This window comes from Pseudomonas brassicacearum (genome assembly GCF_003732265.1).
Taxonomy (GTDB): Bacteria; Pseudomonadota; Gammaproteobacteria; order Pseudomonadales; family Pseudomonadaceae; genus Aquipseudomonas; species Aquipseudomonas brassicacearum_D.
Genome location: NZ_MOBK01000001.1, coordinates 874746 through 891551 on the forward strand (window position 1 = coordinate 874746; position 16806 = coordinate 891551).

Here is a 16806-nt window from a genome sequence, read left to right on the forward strand (position 1 = left end):
GATGCTCTGCCATGCATGCCTCCCCCGATCCAAGCCACAATCATTTACTGGCGGCGCTCCCGACCGTCGACCTCCAGCGTCTTGTTCCGGACCTGGAGCAGGTCAGTCTGGCGCTGGGGGGATGTGCTGTATGAACCGGGGGACACCTTGCGGCACGTTTACTTCCCGACCGATGCCATCGTCTCCCTGCTGCATGTCACGGAAAACGGCTCGTCAGCAGAAATCGCCGTGGTCGGAAACGAAGGTTTGATCGGCATTGCGCTGTTCATGGGCGGCGAAAGCACCTCCAGTCGGGCGGTGGTGCAGAGTGCCGGTGGTGCATTTCGCCTGCCGGGGCAAAAACTCAAGAAAGAATTCAACCGTCATGGCGATCTGCTCCTGCTGATGCTGCGTTACACCCAGGCGCTGATCACGCAGATGTCACAGACCGCCTTGTGCAATCGCCACCATTCGATCGATCAGCAACTGTGTCGATGGCTGCTGTTGTCGCTGGATCGCCTGCACGGCAATCGCCTGAACATGACCCAGGAGCTTATCGCCAATATGCTGGGCGTGCGCCGCGAGGGCGTCACGGAAGCGGCCGGCAAACTGCAGCGTCAAGGCGTCATCGAGTACAGCCGAGGCCAGATCACGGTTCTGGATAGAGCGCGCCTTGAACGGCTCAGCTGCGAGTGCTACCTGGTGGTCAAGACCGAAACCGATCGGCTGTTGCATTACACCCGTCGTCAGGACGAGTGATGCATTCGAATGGACAGCCAGTGCCAGTACCGGCAGTCCCTTAAACCTGTCAGCGAGCGGATATTGTGTTGGCGTACGAAGGCAACCAGCTCATTGAAATCGGTACGGCGCGTTACGGAGCATATGAAGGCGATGCTCATTGCGAGTTCGCCGTTGCTGTTCGCGAGCGCGCTGGCAGCTTCATTCAATTGGGTGAAGCCCTGCCCTGCACTGTTCAGTCATCCGCCGATTAGCCGATAATCGAAATCCCCCTTCGCTATCGGCGCGCTCACATTGGATCAGGTTCTTTCGCTTCTCTCCGAAACCCTTCCAAAAGCCAAAACCCTGGAACAGCTGACGCGTCCCTTGCTGACCCTGCTCAGCCGGATAACCGGTATGGAGTCGACCTACCTGACGACCATCGATACCGACGAGGGTGTCCTGCGTGTCGAGTTCGCACGCAACGAACGAATGCAGATGCGCTACAACAATACATAGAACTCTGGGCCCCTCACTGGAAGCGAGCGAATGTATATGAAACGCAAACTCTGCGTCGTCAGGTTGGTTCGGTTCGCATCCGCTTCGCTCATCGTAGTAGCCCCCGGTGCAGTCGCAGAGGATCTCGAACCCAGGTCCTATGCCAATACGCCGGTCGGTATCAATTTCCTGCTCCTGGGCTACAGCGATCTCCATGGCAACGTGACGGCCAACCCCTCAATCCCACTCGAGGATGCCAAGCTCAACATCAAGACTGTCGTGTTTGCTTTTGCCAGATCCCTGGACGTCTGGGGCCGCTCCGGGAAGTTCGATATCGTCGTACCTGAAGCAGAATTGAGGGGCTCAGCTCTGCTCGCCGGTGAGCCCAAGGAACGCAATGTGACGGGATTGATCGATCCAAGATTCCGCTTCTCGGTCAACTTGTATGGCGCCCCGGCGCTGTCCCTGGCTGAATTCCCCAGCTATCAGCAGGATGTGATTATCGGCGCCAGCCTGGCGGTCACGGCGCCACTCGGCCAGTACGACGCTAACAGGCTGATAAATCTCGGCAACAACCGCTGGTCATTCAAGCCCGAACTGGGAATTTCCAAGCGCCTGGGGGCAGTGACCCTGGAGTTATCCGGCGCGGGAACCTTTTACACCGACAATAACGAGCTCCTCGGCGACCACACACTGTCCCAGAACCCGATTTACCAGGTACAGGGGCATCTTATCTATGCCTTCAGCAACGGTGTTTGGGCTTCGCTGGACACGACCTACTACGCGGGCGGCAGTACCTCGGTCGATGGGGTCGGTAACCACGATTTTCAGGAAAACACACGCTACGGATGCACCCTCACGCTACCGTTGAACCGCAACCATTCGCTAAAGCTGAATGCGAGTAATGGCGGGCATACCCGCACGGGCAGCGAATACGATGTCATTGGCATGGTCTGGCAGTATCGCTTCGGCGCAGGGCTTTGAAACACAGGATTGCCGCTACATCCAGTCATAAGATTGGTTTGCCATACCCTCCGGGGCACATTCAACTAATCCATCTTTGACAACTGAAATCTGGCCCGATACGCCCCCGGCGTAAATCCGACCCGCTCACGAAACAAGCGGGAAAACGAGCTGATGTCGCTATAACCAACATACTGAGCGATTCGCTCGGTGCTCAGGTCACCGGCCTCCAGTAACGCGCGTGCCGTATCGATGCGCAAGTTCTGCAAATAGGTCAGCGGCGACAGCTCAAGCACATTGTTGAAGCGGCGTATCAGTGTACGTTCGCTGACTGCCAATCTCGTCGCCAGGTCTTTCATGCGTATCTGCTCCGCCAAATGATCCTGTAACCACTTCTGTGCCTGTTGAATCAACGGATCATTGTGGGTGTTGTCGGCGATAAGCGGTTGCAACGGTGTCTGTGTCGTTTGGGTCAAGTCGATCAGCATGCTGCGTGCGCACTGCATGGCTATCGCCTTTCCGGCAAATTGGGTGAGCACGTGGATCGATTGCAACAGAAAAGTGGCGTGTGCGCCGCCGCACACCAGTCGCTCAGACTCGGTGACCAAGGGACGCATTTGCAGATCGACCTTCGGAAATCGCTCGCGGAAATGCCCCTCCAGCCACCAGGTAGTCGTTGCAGTCCGGTTATCGAGCAAACCTGTATCGGCGAGCACAAAGGTGCCCGTGCAATTCGCGCACAGCCATGCACCCTGCTCCCATTGCTTGATCAGCCAGTCGCGCACGGTTATCTGATTGGCCAGAAATTGCTGGAAATGCTGCCAGCCTCGGTAATGCAGGCTTGGGATAAAGACCAGATCGTAATTGTGGTTCTGCGGTAGTGGCCGCATGGCCAGTTCAAGTCCGTTGCTCGTCCGTACAGGCTGCCCGCTTTGCGATAGGAAATGCCATTCAAACAGTCCGGCTGGTGGCATTCCTTGCCTGGACATATGCGCATTGGCGACCTGCAACATGTCGGCAAATCCTCCGATAACGGAAGCATAGGAATCGTCAAACCCGAGAATCGCGACGGTAGGCATGGCAGCACCTTTGAGTGGGTATGGCGATATTCGCATATTTACAGTCGTTTTTGCCTATTACGCCCTATCCTGCGTCTCACTACAGTGCTCGCCACGCTGCTTTCCAGGCTAATGACGAGATTACTCATGACCCAGACCACGATTCCCCGCTACCAAGACAGCCTGTACCACGACCTGAATACCCCGCAGGAAATCCTCGCCATTCGCCAGGAGGTTCGTCGCTTCGCCGATGAGCATGTCGCACCGGTGGCTTATGCCATTGGTCATACCGAGGAATCTGTCGAAGCCTTCCCGCGCGACCTGTTCGCCAAGATGGCCAAGGCCGGTTTGTTCCGCATTCCCTTTGCTGCCGACGTCGGGGGACGCGGGCTCAAGCATCCGACAGCCGCCACCGCCGTGATGATCGAAGAGCTGGCGTACCATTCGAATTCGGTGGCCGCCATCGTTGACGTGCATTGCATTCTCGCGGGCAATGCGCTGAATCATGGGTCAGACTCGATCAAGCAACGCTATCTCACGCCCCTGCTCAACGGCGACAAGATTGGGAGCTTTGCCACTACCGAACCGGATGCCAGTACCGACCTGAGCATCCAGGCCATGAACACCCACGCCACGCGTACTGAAAATGGTTACATCGTCAACGGTCGCAAGCGCTTCATTACCAACTCCCCCGTCGCCGATTTTGTTGTGCTGCTCTGTGTCGATGGAGAGCGCATGACCGAGCTGGTGGTCGAACTGAATTGGCCAGGCGTTCGTGTGGGTGAGCCAGACAAGAAAATGGGCAACCATGGCCAACTCACGGCGGACATCTACTTCGACAACGTCAAGGTGCCCATGGAGAACGTTGTTGGCCAGCCGGGTCATGGTCTGAAGATAGCGTTGCAAACGCTGACCTATGGACGCGTCGGGATCGCTGCGAGCGGGACCGGCATGGCTCAGGCGCTGTTTGATCACAGCGTCGAACGACTCAAGACCCGCCGGGCTTTCGGCAAAGTCATTGCGCAGTTCCAGCACTGGCAGTTCAAGCTGGCTGAGCGCGCGACTGAAATCGAAAATGCCCGCAACCTGTACCTCAAGGCGGCGTTACGCATGGATGAGGGACATGCGTTCCCGGAACCCGAGGCCGCGATGGCCAAATGGTATGGCACTAACCTCGCCGGTGAATTTGCCCGTGATGCGGTACAGATCTTTGGCGGTTATGGCTTCATGCGTGAACTGGCGGCTGATGGTTCGCACTACCGAGTCGAGGAGATTTACCGCGATTGCAAAATCGCCGAGATCTATGAGGGGACCAATGAGATTCAAAAACTGGTCATCGCACGCGGCATCTTTGGTAAAGACATCACCGGCTGACGGGGCAGCCCACTATCGTCGCTAAACAACAGGCGTAGAACGCGTTGAAGTACAGGGCTGGGGGTGGTGATCCCCCTTCAATCCCCAGCCTGCGACAACGGCCTGGCCACCTGCTCCAGCGCCTGACGCTCCGCCGCCACGCCCCAAACCGCTTGCACCCCCGCCGCCACACACATCAGTGCAGCGCCGATCAGATACCCGATCAACAAACTGCTGCGCTGCTGGGTCTGGATCAATTGGCCAAACAGCATCGGCCCGATGATGCCGCCCAGGCCAGTGCCAAACGCGTAAAACACGGCGATGGCCAAGGCGCGGATTTCCAGCGGGAAGGTTTCTGCCACGGTCAGGTAGGCCGAACTGGCCGCTGCCGAGGCGAAAAAGAAGATCACCATCCACGCCGCCGCTTGCTGGGTCACGTCCAGCCAACCCTGCTGGAACGCATAGCCACTGAGCGCCAGCAGGATCCCGGACGTCGCGTAGGTGAAGCTGATCATCACCCGTCGGCCGATCACGTCAAACAAACGCCCCAACAGCAACGGACCGCAGAAATTGCCCAGCGCCAAGGGCAATACATACCAACCGACCTGCTCCGCGGGCACCTGATAAAAATCGGTGAGCACCAGCGCGTAGGTGAAGAAGATCGCGTTGTAAAAGAACGCCTGCGCGGCCATCAGGGTCATGCCCACCAGTGCCCTGCGCCTGAAGCTGATGAACAGCGTGTGGAAGATCTCCGCCAGCGGCGTATGGTCCCGCGCGTGCAGGCGCAGCGGTTGGCTGGTCACGGGCGGCAGTTCATGACCTTGTTCGCGCAGACGCGCTTCGATGCCTTCGACGATGCGTTGCGCCTCATCGTGCCGACCATGGATCAGCAACCAGCGCGGGCTTTCCGGCAGCCACAGGCGCATCACCAGAATCACCAACCCCAACGCAGCGCCGATGCCGAAACACAGGCGCCAGCCCAGATCGCCGCCGACCACGTTCGGGTCCAGCAGGACGATGGCCCCACCGGCGCCCAGCGCTGCGCCTAACCAGAATGTGCCGTTGATGGTCAGATCAACCCAGCCGCGAAAGCGCGCCGGTGTGAATTCCTGGATGGTCGAATTGATCGCCGTGTATTCGCCGCCGATGCCCATGCCGGTGAGGAAGCGGAACAACAGGAAGCTTTCCAGGTTGAAGGAAAACGCCGTCGCCGCCGTGGCGCCGACGTACAGCCATAACGTGATGAAGAACAACTTGCGCCGCCCCAGGCGATCGGTCAGCCAACCGAACAGCAAGGCACCGAGCACGGCGCCAGCGATGTAGACGCCGCCGGCCAAGCCAATATCGACGTTGCTCATGCGCAGGTCGGGGCTGTTTTTCAGCGCGCCGGACACCGAACCGGCCAGCGTCACTTCCAGGCCGTCGAGCAACCAGGTGATGCCCAGCGCGACCACCAGCAGCGAGTGAAAACGGCCCCACGGCAAGCGGTCCAGGCGTGCTGGAAGATCGGTTTCGAATATGGTGCCGGGGTTGCGGCTAAAGAGCTGTTGGTGGGTCATCGCCACTTCATTGTTATGGGCGGGGCATTGTGAGTTAGGAGTTAGGGCCGGGAGCGGGAGTTCAATTCCCCTGCCCGCTTAAACAGGTTTCAGGCCGCACGTTTAAAGACACTCGGTGAAACGTCCTAACGGCTACAACGCCTTGCGCCATCGCCTACGGGTAAGACAGAATCCGCCGGCTTGTGCGGCTGCGGGGTGGGCTATATCGTTTTCCGGTCACTGCAAAACAGTGATCGGGTTTGGTAGCCCGCCTCGAAACAATCGCATGACGACACCTTTCGCAGTCTCTTTTTTGGGACTCAGCTTTATGGTGGTCATGCGTGGGGCTCCTTTGTGAGCGCCGGGTTTCCTGTTTCGACCGGTCTACCAACCCACGCATGGCCGCCACCCATCGTTTGGTAGCGAGGGTGATGGCTCCTCTTTGATATTCGAAACAGGATTCATCTATGTGCAAACCAACACCCAACCCACCAGAAACCGATCCGGCATCGCCTTACGAATCTCACGATTCCAAAAAATTCCACGAAGCGGCCGAACGCGCCCTCGACCATTACCTCAACCCGGCTGCCCAGATCATGGCCAGCACCCACGAACCCGAACCGATGTTCCTCGCCAACCCCAAGTGCGACACCGAATCCCTGCTGGTCAACGCCAGTGAATCATTGGGCTCGGCGACCACCATGCTCAGCAATCTTGCAGCGTTGCTGGACAACTCAAACCGCAAGACCCTGTTGGGGATTACCCAAGTGGTCATGTTGGGGGAATTGGCGGTGAATCAGGTGTTGGATAAGGTTGAAGTGAAGGAGTAATCCAATCTGTCGCGTCGAGCTGTAGAATCCGCAGTCGAATGCCGCCCTTCGCGACAGAGAGCAACTGGGCCAAAAGCAGTCAATTCCGCACCTTTTCGTCTACCCTCACAGGGCGCCAGGCAGCAATCAGCGTGTGCCAGGCGCCTCGACATTTTTTCGTTAATGCACCGGAGAAACTCCATGCTCAAGCGTACCCTGGCATTGGCCGTCGGCTTGTCCCTGTCATTTTGTACCCTGTTGGCGCAGGCCGCCGACACCCTGAAAGTCAGTGCCATTCCCGATGAAGCCCCGACCGAACTGCTGCGCAAGTTCAAGCCGCTGGGCGAATATCTGGAACAAAAGTTGGGCATGAAAGTCGAGTTCGTGCCCGTGAGCGACTATCCGGCCGTGGTCGAGGCGCTGGCCACCGACCGTATTGACATGGCCTGGCTGGGCGGCTTCACGTTCGTGCAGGCACGCCTGAAAACCGGCAATGCCATTCCGCTGGTACAGCGCGAACAGGACGCTCAATTCACCAGCAAATTCATCACCGCCGACCCGGCCGTCAAGTCCCTCGCCGACCTCAAGGGCAAGACCTTTGCATTCGGTTCGGTGTCCTCCACGTCGGGCAGTCTCATGCCGCGTTATTTCATGCTCAAGGACGGCATCAAGCCTGAAACCTACTTCAGTCGCGTCGGCTACTCCGGCGCCCATGACGCCACGGTCGCCTGGGTCCAGGCCGGCAAAGTGGACGCCGGGGTACTGAACGCCAGCGTGTGGGAAAAACTGGTCGCCGCCGGCAAGGTCGACACGACCAAGGTCAAAGTGTTTGCGACCACCCCGGCCTACTTCGACTACAACTGGACGGTGCGCGGGACCCTCGACCCGGCGCTGGCAGCCAAGATAAAGGCAGCCTTCCTCGCGCTCGATCCGGCGAACCCCAAGGACAAGGAAATTCTGGACCTGCAGGCCGCCAGCCGTTTCATCGAAACCAAGCCTGAGAACTACAAAGGCATCGAGGAAGCCGCACGCGCCGCCGACCTGCTCAAATGACATTGCAACTGACCCAAGTCAGCCTTACCCACGCCAACGGCGTCCAGGCACTGCGTGACGTGGACCTGCACATCGGTGCCAGCGAACAGGTCGCCATCATCGGCCCGTCCGGCGCCGGCAAGTCGAGCCTGCTTAACGTGCTGGCCACCGCCCTGCGACCGGGCAATGGCGAGCTGCAGGTACTCGGCGAGCGAGCCTGGCAGCTGTCTGCCCGTCAGCGTCAGCGTCTGCGTGCGCGCATCGGCCTGATTCATCAGTCGCCTCCCCTGCCACCGCGCCAGCGCGTGGTCACCGCGGTGCTGGCCGGAAAGCTGGGTCAGTGGGGGCTGGGCAAGAGCCTGCTCAATCTGCTGCATCCACTGGATATTCCAGGCGCACGCGCGGCGTTGGCCAGGCTGGACCTGAGTGAAAAATTGTTCGCGCAATGCCAGCAACTGTCCGGTGGCCAGCTACAGCGCGTGGGCATTGCCCGCGTGTTGTACCAGGCGCCCGAGGTGTTGCTGGCCGATGAGCCGGTATCGGCCATGGACCCGGTGCTGGCCGAGCACACGCTGTCGGTGCTCTGTCGCCATGCGCGGCAGCACAACGTCACCCTGGTCGCCAGCCTGCATGCGGTGGACCTGGCCCTGGCGCATTTTTCGCGGATCATCGGCGTGCGTGATGGACAGATTCTGTTCGACCTGGCGGCCAGCGAAGTCGACCGCGAGTTGCTCGACAAGCTCTACGCCAACGAACAACTGCAATCCCCACCGATTGCTCCGCCACCCTTGAGTGTGCAGATTCCCCGATGCTGACCCGTGATACCCGAGACCCGGCCACCCTGCCCCGCCTGCTGCTCAGCTTGCTGGCCCTTGCCTTGCTCTGGCCGGGCATCCGCTTGAGCGAACTGGACCTGAGCGTACTGGTGGCGAGTGACAGTCAGAGCGAGATGGGCCGGTTTGTAGCGGCCTTCTGGCCACCGGCGCATGGCGCGGAATTCATCGAGCTGTTGCTGCAAGCCACCCTGCAGACCCTGGCCATCGCCACGGCCGGCATGGCCCTGGCATTGCTGTTGGCCGTCCCCGCCAGCCTGCTGGCCAGTCGGGCCCTGTCGCTGTCGGCAGCCTCCCGTTCCGGCCACCCGAATTATTGGGGCCAACTGCTGCGTTGGCCTGTACGCGGCGTGTTGATCTTCCTGCGCAGCGTGCCGGAAATTGTCTGGGCCCTGCTGTTCGTGCGCGCCGTCGGCCTCGGCCCGACGGCTGGGGTACTGGCCATCGCCATTACCTACAGCGGCATGTTGGGCAAGGTCTATGCGGAAATTTTCGAGTCGACCGACCAGCGCCCGGCCCATGTGCTATTGCAGTCCGGCAGCGGTCGGCTCGCCGCTTTTTGCTACGGGATCCTGCCCAATGTCGCGGCGGAACTGCTGTCCTACACGGTGTACCGCTGGGAATGCGCCATCCGCGCCTCGGTGGTGATGGGCTTCGTCGGTGCCGGCGGACTGGGCCAGCAAATGGACCTGTCGCTGCGCATGTTCGCCGGCGGTGAAGTGGCCAGTCTGCTGCTGACATTCCTGGTACTGGTGCTGTTCGCCGATCAACTCAGCCGCCTGCTGCGCTGGAGACTGGCATGAATCGCCTGATCAACCTCGCCTTGTTGCTCTGCATCGGCGCAGCGGTGGTCGCCTCGTTCAGCTACCTGGGCATCAACCTCGGCGAACTCGGCGACAGCGGCAACCTGCATCATATGGGCGCTTATGCGCAGCGTTTCCTCAGCCCGGACCTGAGCGCGGACCATCTGCAAGCCATCGGCCACGGCGCCCTGGAAACCATCGCCATGTCCGCCCTCGGCACCCTGCTCGCGGCGGTATTCGGTCTGCTATTGGCATTGCCCGCGGCCGGGCGCTTCGGCTGGCCACTGCAGAGCGCATCGCGCCTGGTGCTCAACGCCTTGCGCGCAGTTCCAGAACTGGTATGGGCCGCGCTGATGGTCCTCGCCGCCGGCCTCGGCCCCAACGCCGGCACCCTGGCATTAGCCCTGCACACCACCGGCGTGCTCGGCCGACTGTTCGCCGAAGCATTGGAAAACACCCCACCCGAACCGGCCGACGCCATCCGCCTGCAGGGCGGCAATGCCGTGTGGGCGTTCTGTTACGGCACACTGCCCAACCTGCTGCCACAGCTACTGGCCTACATCCTGTACCGCTGGGAAAACAACATCCGCATGGCGAGTGTGCTCGGCTTTGTGGGCGCCGGGGGGTTGGGGCAGATGCTGTATGTCAGCCTTAGCCTGTTCCAGGAAGCTCAGGCCAGTACGGTTATTTTGGCGATGCTTTTACTGGTGTTGGGGGTTGATACGTTGAGTAGTTGGAGCCGTCAGCGTTGGGTTAAGGCTTGACTGTTTTAGCAGAAAAATCGCAATAGCTTGATTGGGATGTGGGTTGAACCCGCTACCTAGTTACGTGGGTTTTTGCCCGACTTTTGATGGTCTTAAACAGGTTTCAGGTCGCGCGTTTAAAGACACTCGGTGAAACGTCCTAACGGCTACAACGCCTTGCGCCATCGCCTACGGGTAAGACAGAATCCGCCGGCTTGTGCGACTACGGGGCGGGCTATATCGTTTTCCGGTCACTGCAAAACAGTGATCGGGTTTGGTAGCCCGTCTGCAAATAGTCGTATGGCGACACCGTATGCAGTCTCTTTTTTGAGGCTCGGCGTTATATGGTGGTCATGCGTGGGGCTCCTTTGTGAGCGCCGGGTTTTCCTACTTGCAGCCGGTCTACCAACCCGCGTATGGCCACCACCCTCGTTTGGTAGCAAGGGTGATGGCTCCTTCAAATCTGCCGTAGGAGTTTCACTATGAAAAAACCAACACCCAACCCACCGGACACCGATCCGGCATCGCCCTACGAATCGCTCGATTCCAAAAAAATCCACGAAGCGGCCGAGCGCGCCCTCGACCATTACCTCAACCCGGCTGCCCAGATCATGGCCAGTAACAACGAACCCGAACCGATGTTCCTCGCCAACCCCAAGTACGACACCGAATCACTGCTGGTCAACGCCAGCGAATCACTGGGTTCGGCGACCACGATGCTTAGCAATTTGGCGGCGTTGTTGGAGAACTCGCACCGCAAGACGCTGCTGGGGATTACGCAGGTGGTGATGCTGGGGGAATTGGCGGTGAATCAGGCGTTGGATAAGGTTGAGTTGAAGGAGTAAGGGCGAGCCTCTGTGGCGGGGAACTGGTTCGTCGTCACAGAGGGAAATAGTAGATCCGCATCTGCATGCGTGACTTTTCAGTTCGGAGAACTCGGATCTGCACTGATTGCTATTGGTCAAATGCGGATGGTCTTCGAAAATTCTTTTATCACCTTCTTCCTGATTCGCTTTTGTCTGCTAAACATACTGAGGCAAGAGGCTACGGTAGGTGTATTCATCGGTGAGGTAGTACTACGCCAAGGAGTAGGTAGGTGACGATCATTCAGGAAATTCACGCGTGGTCTAAGGGACTGCCTGCTTGGCAGCAAGATGCAATTGCTCGCCTCTACCAAGGCCGTATGTTGAGTGCCGCCGATCTTGACGACCTTTATGCATTGGCCAAAGCTGAAACTGGGATCCCAGATCCAGAGGGCCGAAACCCCAAGGTGCTTGAAGAAGCACTTATAGCTCAGCCCGCCGGCCCAGCACGGCTTGTACAGTTGGCTGCGATCAAGCAACTTGTGAACGTAAATGCCTTAGCTAACGGGGGACGTGTTCCGATCTCCTTGACTGGCCTGACCGTTATTTACGGGGAGAACGGTGCAGGGAAGTCCGGTTACTCCAGAGTATTCAAACATGCGTGTCGTGCAAGGGATCGACGTGAGCCAATTCTTCCGAACGCCAACCTAGACCCCAAGACTGCCGGCGTCGCCCAAGCGGTGTTCGAAACCGTAATCGACGGCGTGGCTACCGATCTTCCCTGGCAATACGGTGCCGTTGCACCCGAGCCGCTTTCGGACATTGCCATCTTCGATACGCATTGCGCTCGTGCCTACATTGATAACCATGGTGACTTCGCTTACGCGCCATATGGGCTGGATATCTTGGAAGGGTTGGCCGGCGTATGTAACAAGCTTAAGGCACGCGCCACCCTAGAGAAGGCGGCGAATGCTCCGAGTGACGCGGCGTATGCGGCCCTTACGAGAGATCAAACGCAGGTCGCCGTAGCATTACTCGGCATCCCGAGCACGACCCTCCCTGAGAAAATAGAGGCTTTGGTCACACTCAGTCATGCCGAACTGGATCGACTGGCGTTATTGACTCAAACCCTCGCCGAAGCAGATCCGAAGCAAAAAGCACAAGCGTTGCGCCAAAAGGCAACGCGCTTCTCGGGTTTAAAGGATCGCATGGCGGCAGCGATTGCGTTGATCGACGATAAGACGGTCAATCAGCTCAGACAACTTATTGAAAACTCGAAAACTGCAAAAGCTGCGGCAGAGTTGGCAGCTAAAGAGTTCAAACAAACCCCAGGTCAACTTGCCGGCACCGGAGGTGAAGAATGGAAGGCGCTGTTTGACGCGGCCAGAGTCTTCGCCCAAGTGAGTCATCCTGGTCATGAGTTTCCAGAGGTTCCTGAAAACTCTGCATGCCCTCTCTGCCAAAACCGCCTTGGCCAAGAAGGTGCTGCGCGCCTAGTTCGCTTTGATACGTTCATCAAGCAGGCTGCCGAAAAGGCCGCAAAGGACGCACGTGACACTGCAGCAACGACATACAGGGCAGTTCAAAAGGCGGCCTTGGATGTAATGTTTCGTGATGGGCTGGTGGAAGAGTTGACAGAGACTGTTCCCGAGCTCGCTGCAGACTGTTCGTCGATGCAGACATGCCTGAACACCCGCCAGACTTCGATTCTGCAGGCCGCTGCGGCAGAGCTTAAGTGGGAAGATATAGTGGCATTACCGGCCGACCCTCGCCCCGGTTTGGCCAGTGTGATCGAAGGCTTACTGAATCAGGCCAAATCGCTAGAGGCAACTGCCGACGAGAAGGTCCGGGCTCAGATGACAGCGGAGAAGCGAGAGCTTGGTGCACGGATACGTCTGGCTGAGATCAAGGCCGCTGTTTTGGAGGCGATAGCCAAACATGAGGCGAGTCGGAAATTTCAACTGTGCATCGATGGTTTTGACACCCGGGCCATTTCCAGAAAATCCACAGAGCTTTCGCGGACAATAGCCAGCCAAGAACTGGCGGACGCCCTCAACGACGAACTTAAACGCCTAAAGGTGAATCAGCTTCAGATTGTGATGAAGCCAGAGTCTCCAGGGGGGAAGACCCAATTTAAGCTCGTCTTGCAATTGCCCGGTGGAGGTACTCCTGCAGCCATTCTTAGTGAAGGGGAGCAGCGCGCTATTGCCATCGCATCGTTCCTTGCGGAGATCAAGCTTGGCAAAGGGCGTGGTGGAATAGTCTTGGATGATCCAGTGTCATCGCTAGATCACCGACGCCGCTGGGAAGTTGCAGAACGCTTGGCGTTGGAAGCGCTAAACCGGCAGGTGATTGTCTTCACTCACGACATCTACTTTCTTTGCATTTTGGAGCAAAAGGTGGAGGAGCTTGGCGCCCAACTGACGAAGAACTACATACGTCGCACCGCACAGGGATATGGTGTGCACTCGCAGGATCTGCCATTCGACGTCGTGGGTACCAAGGATCGGCTGGCAAGACTCCGACAAGAGCTGGTGGAGGTTCGCAGAGCACAGAAGAGTGGGGATGATGATGAACATCGTCGCTTAACTTCTGCTTGCTATGGTCGTTTGCGTCTAGCTTGGGAAAGGTGTGTTGAGGAGGTGTTATTAAACGGAGCGGTCCAACGGTTCGGCGAGGGAGTATCTACACAACGCCTGAAGTTGGTCGTTGTCACCGACGATGATTATCGGGAGGTAGACAGCGGTATGTCCAAGAGCTCCAAGTTCGAGCATGACGCGGCAACCCACGCTGGAAGGCTTCCCATACCAGAACCTGACGAACTAGAGGCGGATATCGACAGGTTGGCGGAATGGAGGATTGCTCTAGATAAGCGCTCGAAAGAAACAGCCAAAGCTAGGTGCTAAAGTCAAAAAGGGGGAGGATTTATTTTTCCTTTCGAAAATAAACCAATCCCCTTTTTCGTGTTGAGAAATTGCGGGACGTTCTCGCCGATGGCTACCGATCAGTGGCAGCCCATGGACACGCTACAGTTCCTCAGTAAAGCGCACCATAGTCATATCGATCTCCCTCCTGCTTCATGTCATTTTTGACCCGCCACTCAAGCTGATCGAGGAGTTATGCATAAATGAGGAATGTCATGAAGCACAAGAGGCGTAAACGTTACCCTACTTGTACCACCTACTTGTAGTTAGGAGAAAATATGGCTAGTGCCTTGGACTGGGAGACGGGTAATCGCAATGATCGCGTTCATAAAGAAAACATTACCCCTGCAACTCCGCCACGCAAAGGGTCATATATTGATCTTGCGAAAAGGTTAGAGACGGCAATTAGGCTAATAGAGTCAGAGCAATGGACCAAGAAAAAACCGGGATTCAAATCGCAATACTTGATACAAATGGCCAAAGTTTACGGAAAAATATCTAAATCCAAGCCAAGCTTCAAATCAAGCCCATTAGGAAAAAAGGCATCAGCAATATTGCGCTGCCCTCTTAACCTAAACGTTAGAAGTATTTAACAACATGAACCTAGCCACCCTATCAATACCTGAACTGCTCAAGCTACACGCTTCGGCAATTGATGAGCTTATGAGTCGCGGAGTATTGAGAACAAAAAACAATCCAGTCGGAGATTATGCCGAGTGGTTGGTTTCGTCTGCTTTAAACCTAACCCTTGCTAAAAATTCGGCCACAGGCCACGACGCCGAGTCCAGCAACGGTAAGAAAATCCAAATCAAAGGACGGCGTATAACTGCAAACAACCGATCAAGGCAGCTAGGCGTCATACGTAACCTAGAAAAATATGACTTTGACGAACTCATAGCTGTAATTTTCAATGAGGCGTATGAAATCATTGAAGCATACTTAATCCCGCACTCCGTAATTGCAGAGTACAGCTCGTATAGAACTCACGTTAACGGCCACATTTTGCATATGCGTGGAGCCTTATTGACAGATGAACGAGTTCTGAACATTAGCGGAAAATTAAATTCCTATAACAGTTTGGCAACATTGCCAATCACCCTCATAGGGTCCGTCTAAATTGGCCATTTAACCAAGTGTTGACTCACTTGCCTACAGGTTAAATAAGTCTGAAACCGACATTCTCGACGATTGAAAAAAAAGAACAGGCGTTGACAACGCCCAAGGTGGACTGGGAGCAACTAATAAATAAGAAACTTAAAAAGATTGGTGCCATTGGTGGTTTAATCGACCCGTAAAATGTCACATAAAAAGACGTTATCAGCACATGGAACAAGACCAATTGGTAGTTGCATTTGGTCTAAAAAATCGCTTAAGTATGTTCCGGCCCTTCAGGTCTTCACGAGACAGCCCGAGCTTCGCTTATCTCATGGCATGACGCCTGGTGCTTAGGGGGTGCAGAATGGATAAAATTAACCAAACGTTAGAGGACATTCTAATGACCACGGCATCTCCAATTGAAAGCTTGAAAATTCCAAAGGAGCTCGTATTTGAATTTCTAGCTGTATTTTCTCGCTTTGAGTTCTCACTAAAAGAGTCAGGATACTTTCGAAAAAGTCGGCATGACACAGTAGAAGCTGACTGGGTAAAATTCACCGAAAGCATGGCTTTACACTTCGATGAAATCGACTCCCCCAACCTGTCAAGCGCCATTGAGTATTTAACAAAAGAGCCACCGCAGCAGCAAATAGTCGAAGGCGGCAGCTTAAATTGGCGCCCACTAACATTTAAGCCAGAGCAAACGTTAGCAGCAAAGGCGTTTCTAGCAGTCCGCATGACACGCAACAATCTCTTTCATGGCGGCAAACACTCCCCACATTCAGCTGAGGGGCGTGACGAAAAACTAATAAAGTCCAGCTTAATAATCTTGGATTATTGCATAAACACCCACAAAGATATTAAGTTTGACTATGAGACATATGCTTTCTAAGAAACAATCAACACCACCCACCTTACTCGCACTTACAATATCGGAATATCAAAAATGACAATAAACTACTGGGTCGTTGGTGCTACATGGGGAGGATCAGAAGACGTCCTCCCCAAATTCATAAAGCGCGGATATTGGTACTGCTGGGATGCAAACAAATTCGGGAATGAGGAGTTCGGAGCTGGAAATGCAATTAAAAATCAACAAGAACGATTTAAACAGGTAAAATCCGGGGACCGTATAGCTGTTAAACGTTTGCTAGGTAAAGGCGCATCCGAAATGGCAATCCTCGCCATAGGAATAGTCAAAGACATAGATATCTCCGAATGGAGAATTTACGTGAACTGGATTATTTCTGATATTGAAGATCGCAACGTCCCGTTAAAAGGTTGCGCAGCGTCAATTCACGGCCCATTCTCAAAATCAGGAAATGATGAGGATTGGGTTCAAAAAACATTCTGCCTCTAAAACTAACATTGTACGGAAACGCCGATCACTTCGTTCGTTGGACAGCCAAAAGCTACGCTTTTGACTGTCCGTTTGCTTAATCGTTAATTTCACGTCCGGGGCATTTAATACCATTCGTGCCAGGCGGAAATCTATTGCTGTCCTTCATATCATGAAGTAATCGACCAGTAGCGCTTTGCTCGGGATAGGAAACCTCCGTTCCTGAGCAGCCACTTGATTTGTCTATGAAGCGTCGTAGGTGGTTTGCCCAAAATAGTAAAATTCACCCTTCCCACTACAGCGTCAGGAAACTCAAACA

Annotated in this window: 16 protein-coding genes and 1 pseudogene; 15 read left to right on the forward strand and 2 right to left on the reverse strand. The window is 55.9% G+C overall.

Annotated elements, in window-relative coordinates:
• Nucleotides 1-11: 11 nt before the first annotated feature.
• From BK660_RS04125 to BK660_RS04135, 3 genes and pseudogenes are all read left to right on the forward strand, one after another.
• A pseudogene (locus tag BK660_RS04125) lies at nucleotides 12-738 on the forward strand (Crp/Fnr family transcriptional regulator).
• A gap of 273 nt (nucleotides 739-1011) precedes the next feature.
• A complete protein-coding gene (locus BK660_RS04130; protein ID WP_259698476.1) occupies nucleotides 1012-1215 on the forward strand; it encodes a hypothetical protein in 204 nt (67 codons plus the stop codon).
• A gap of 36 nt (nucleotides 1216-1251) precedes the next feature.
• The gene (locus tag BK660_RS04135; protein WP_259698477.1) at nucleotides 1252-2178 is read left to right on the forward strand and encodes a transporter; all 927 of its coding nucleotides are present in this window, start codon (nucleotides 1252-1254) and stop codon (nucleotides 2176-2178) included.
• Between the two features lie 65 nt (nucleotides 2179-2243).
• Here the strand turns inward: BK660_RS04135 and BK660_RS04140 are convergent, their stop codons facing one another.
• Complete coding sequence (locus BK660_RS04140) at nucleotides 2244-3236, reverse strand: GlxA family transcriptional regulator (protein WP_123432207.1); 993 nt, start codon at nucleotides 3234-3236, stop codon at nucleotides 2244-2246.
• Between the two features lie 126 nt (nucleotides 3237-3362).
• Here BK660_RS04140 and BK660_RS04145 point away from each other — a divergent pair, with 126 nt between their 5' ends.
• A complete protein-coding gene (locus tag BK660_RS04145) occupies nucleotides 3363-4589 on the forward strand; it encodes an acyl-CoA dehydrogenase family protein (protein ID WP_123432208.1) in 1227 nt (408 codons plus the stop codon).
• A gap of 77 nt (nucleotides 4590-4666) precedes the next feature.
• Here BK660_RS04145 and BK660_RS04150 read toward each other — a convergent pair whose 3' ends face one another.
• The gene (locus tag BK660_RS04150) at nucleotides 4667-6127 is read right to left on the reverse strand and encodes an MFS transporter (RefSeq protein ID WP_123432209.1); all 1461 of its coding nucleotides are present in this window, start codon (nucleotides 6125-6127) and stop codon (nucleotides 4667-4669) included.
• Between the two features lie 446 nt (nucleotides 6128-6573).
• Here BK660_RS04150 and BK660_RS04155 point away from each other — a divergent pair, with 446 nt between their 5' ends.
• The 11 genes from BK660_RS04155 to BK660_RS04205 all read left to right on the forward strand — a co-directional run bounded on the left by BK660_RS04155 (nucleotide 6574) and on the right by BK660_RS04205 (nucleotide 16508).
• Nucleotides 6574-6936, forward strand: a complete 363-nt coding sequence (locus BK660_RS04155) for a DUF6124 family protein (protein ID WP_123432210.1) — start codon at nucleotides 6574-6576, stop codon at nucleotides 6934-6936.
• A 180-nt stretch (nucleotides 6937-7116) separates the two neighbouring features.
• Nucleotides 7117-7968, forward strand: a complete 852-nt coding sequence (locus tag BK660_RS04160) for a putative selenate ABC transporter substrate-binding protein (protein WP_123432211.1) — start codon at nucleotides 7117-7119, stop codon at nucleotides 7966-7968.
• A complete protein-coding gene (locus tag BK660_RS04165) occupies nucleotides 7965-8762 on the forward strand; it encodes a phosphonate ABC transporter ATP-binding protein (protein ID WP_123432212.1) in 798 nt (265 codons plus the stop codon). The genes BK660_RS04160 and BK660_RS04165 overlap by 4 nt, the downstream gene beginning before the upstream one ends.
• Nucleotides 8756-9583: a PhnE/PtxC family ABC transporter permease gene (locus BK660_RS04170; protein ID WP_123432213.1), complete on the forward strand. Its 828-nt coding sequence runs from the start codon at nucleotides 8756-8758 to the stop codon at nucleotides 9581-9583. Before BK660_RS04165 ends, BK660_RS04170 begins: the two co-directional genes overlap by 7 nt.
• Entirely contained in the window at nucleotides 9580-10347 is a 768-nt protein-coding gene (gene phnE, locus BK660_RS04175; protein WP_123432214.1) for a phosphonate ABC transporter, permease protein PhnE, read from the forward strand. Before BK660_RS04170 ends, phnE begins: the two co-directional genes overlap by 4 nt.
• Before the next feature lie 461 nt (nucleotides 10348-10808).
• Nucleotides 10809-11171, forward strand: a complete 363-nt coding sequence (locus tag BK660_RS04180) for a DUF6124 family protein (protein ID WP_123432215.1) — start codon at nucleotides 10809-10811, stop codon at nucleotides 11169-11171.
• 251 nt (nucleotides 11172-11422) lie between these two features.
• Nucleotides 11423-14035 (forward strand): AAA family ATPase, encoded by a 2613-nt coding sequence (locus tag BK660_RS04190; protein ID WP_123432217.1) that lies wholly within the window; start codon nucleotides 11423-11425, stop codon nucleotides 14033-14035.
• Between the two features lie 296 nt (nucleotides 14036-14331).
• On the forward strand, nucleotides 14332-14646 hold the full coding sequence (locus BK660_RS32410) for a hypothetical protein (RefSeq protein ID WP_148057421.1): 315 nt from the start codon (nucleotides 14332-14334) through the stop codon (nucleotides 14644-14646).
• Between the two features lie 4 nt (nucleotides 14647-14650).
• Nucleotides 14651-15169, forward strand: coding sequence for a DUF6998 domain-containing protein (locus tag BK660_RS04195; protein ID WP_123432218.1), 519 nt, complete (start codon nucleotides 14651-14653; stop codon nucleotides 15167-15169).
• A 343-nt stretch (nucleotides 15170-15512) separates the two neighbouring features.
• Nucleotides 15513-16040 carry a hypothetical protein gene (locus tag BK660_RS04200; RefSeq protein ID WP_123432219.1) on the forward strand — a complete coding sequence of 176 codons (528 nt, stop codon included), beginning with the start codon at nucleotides 15513-15515 and terminating at the stop codon, nucleotides 16038-16040.
• Between the two features lie 54 nt (nucleotides 16041-16094).
• The gene (locus BK660_RS04205) at nucleotides 16095-16508 is read left to right on the forward strand and encodes a glycyl-tRNA synthetase subunit alpha (protein ID WP_123432220.1); all 414 of its coding nucleotides are present in this window, start codon (nucleotides 16095-16097) and stop codon (nucleotides 16506-16508) included.
• Nucleotides 16509-16806 lie beyond the last annotated feature (298 nt).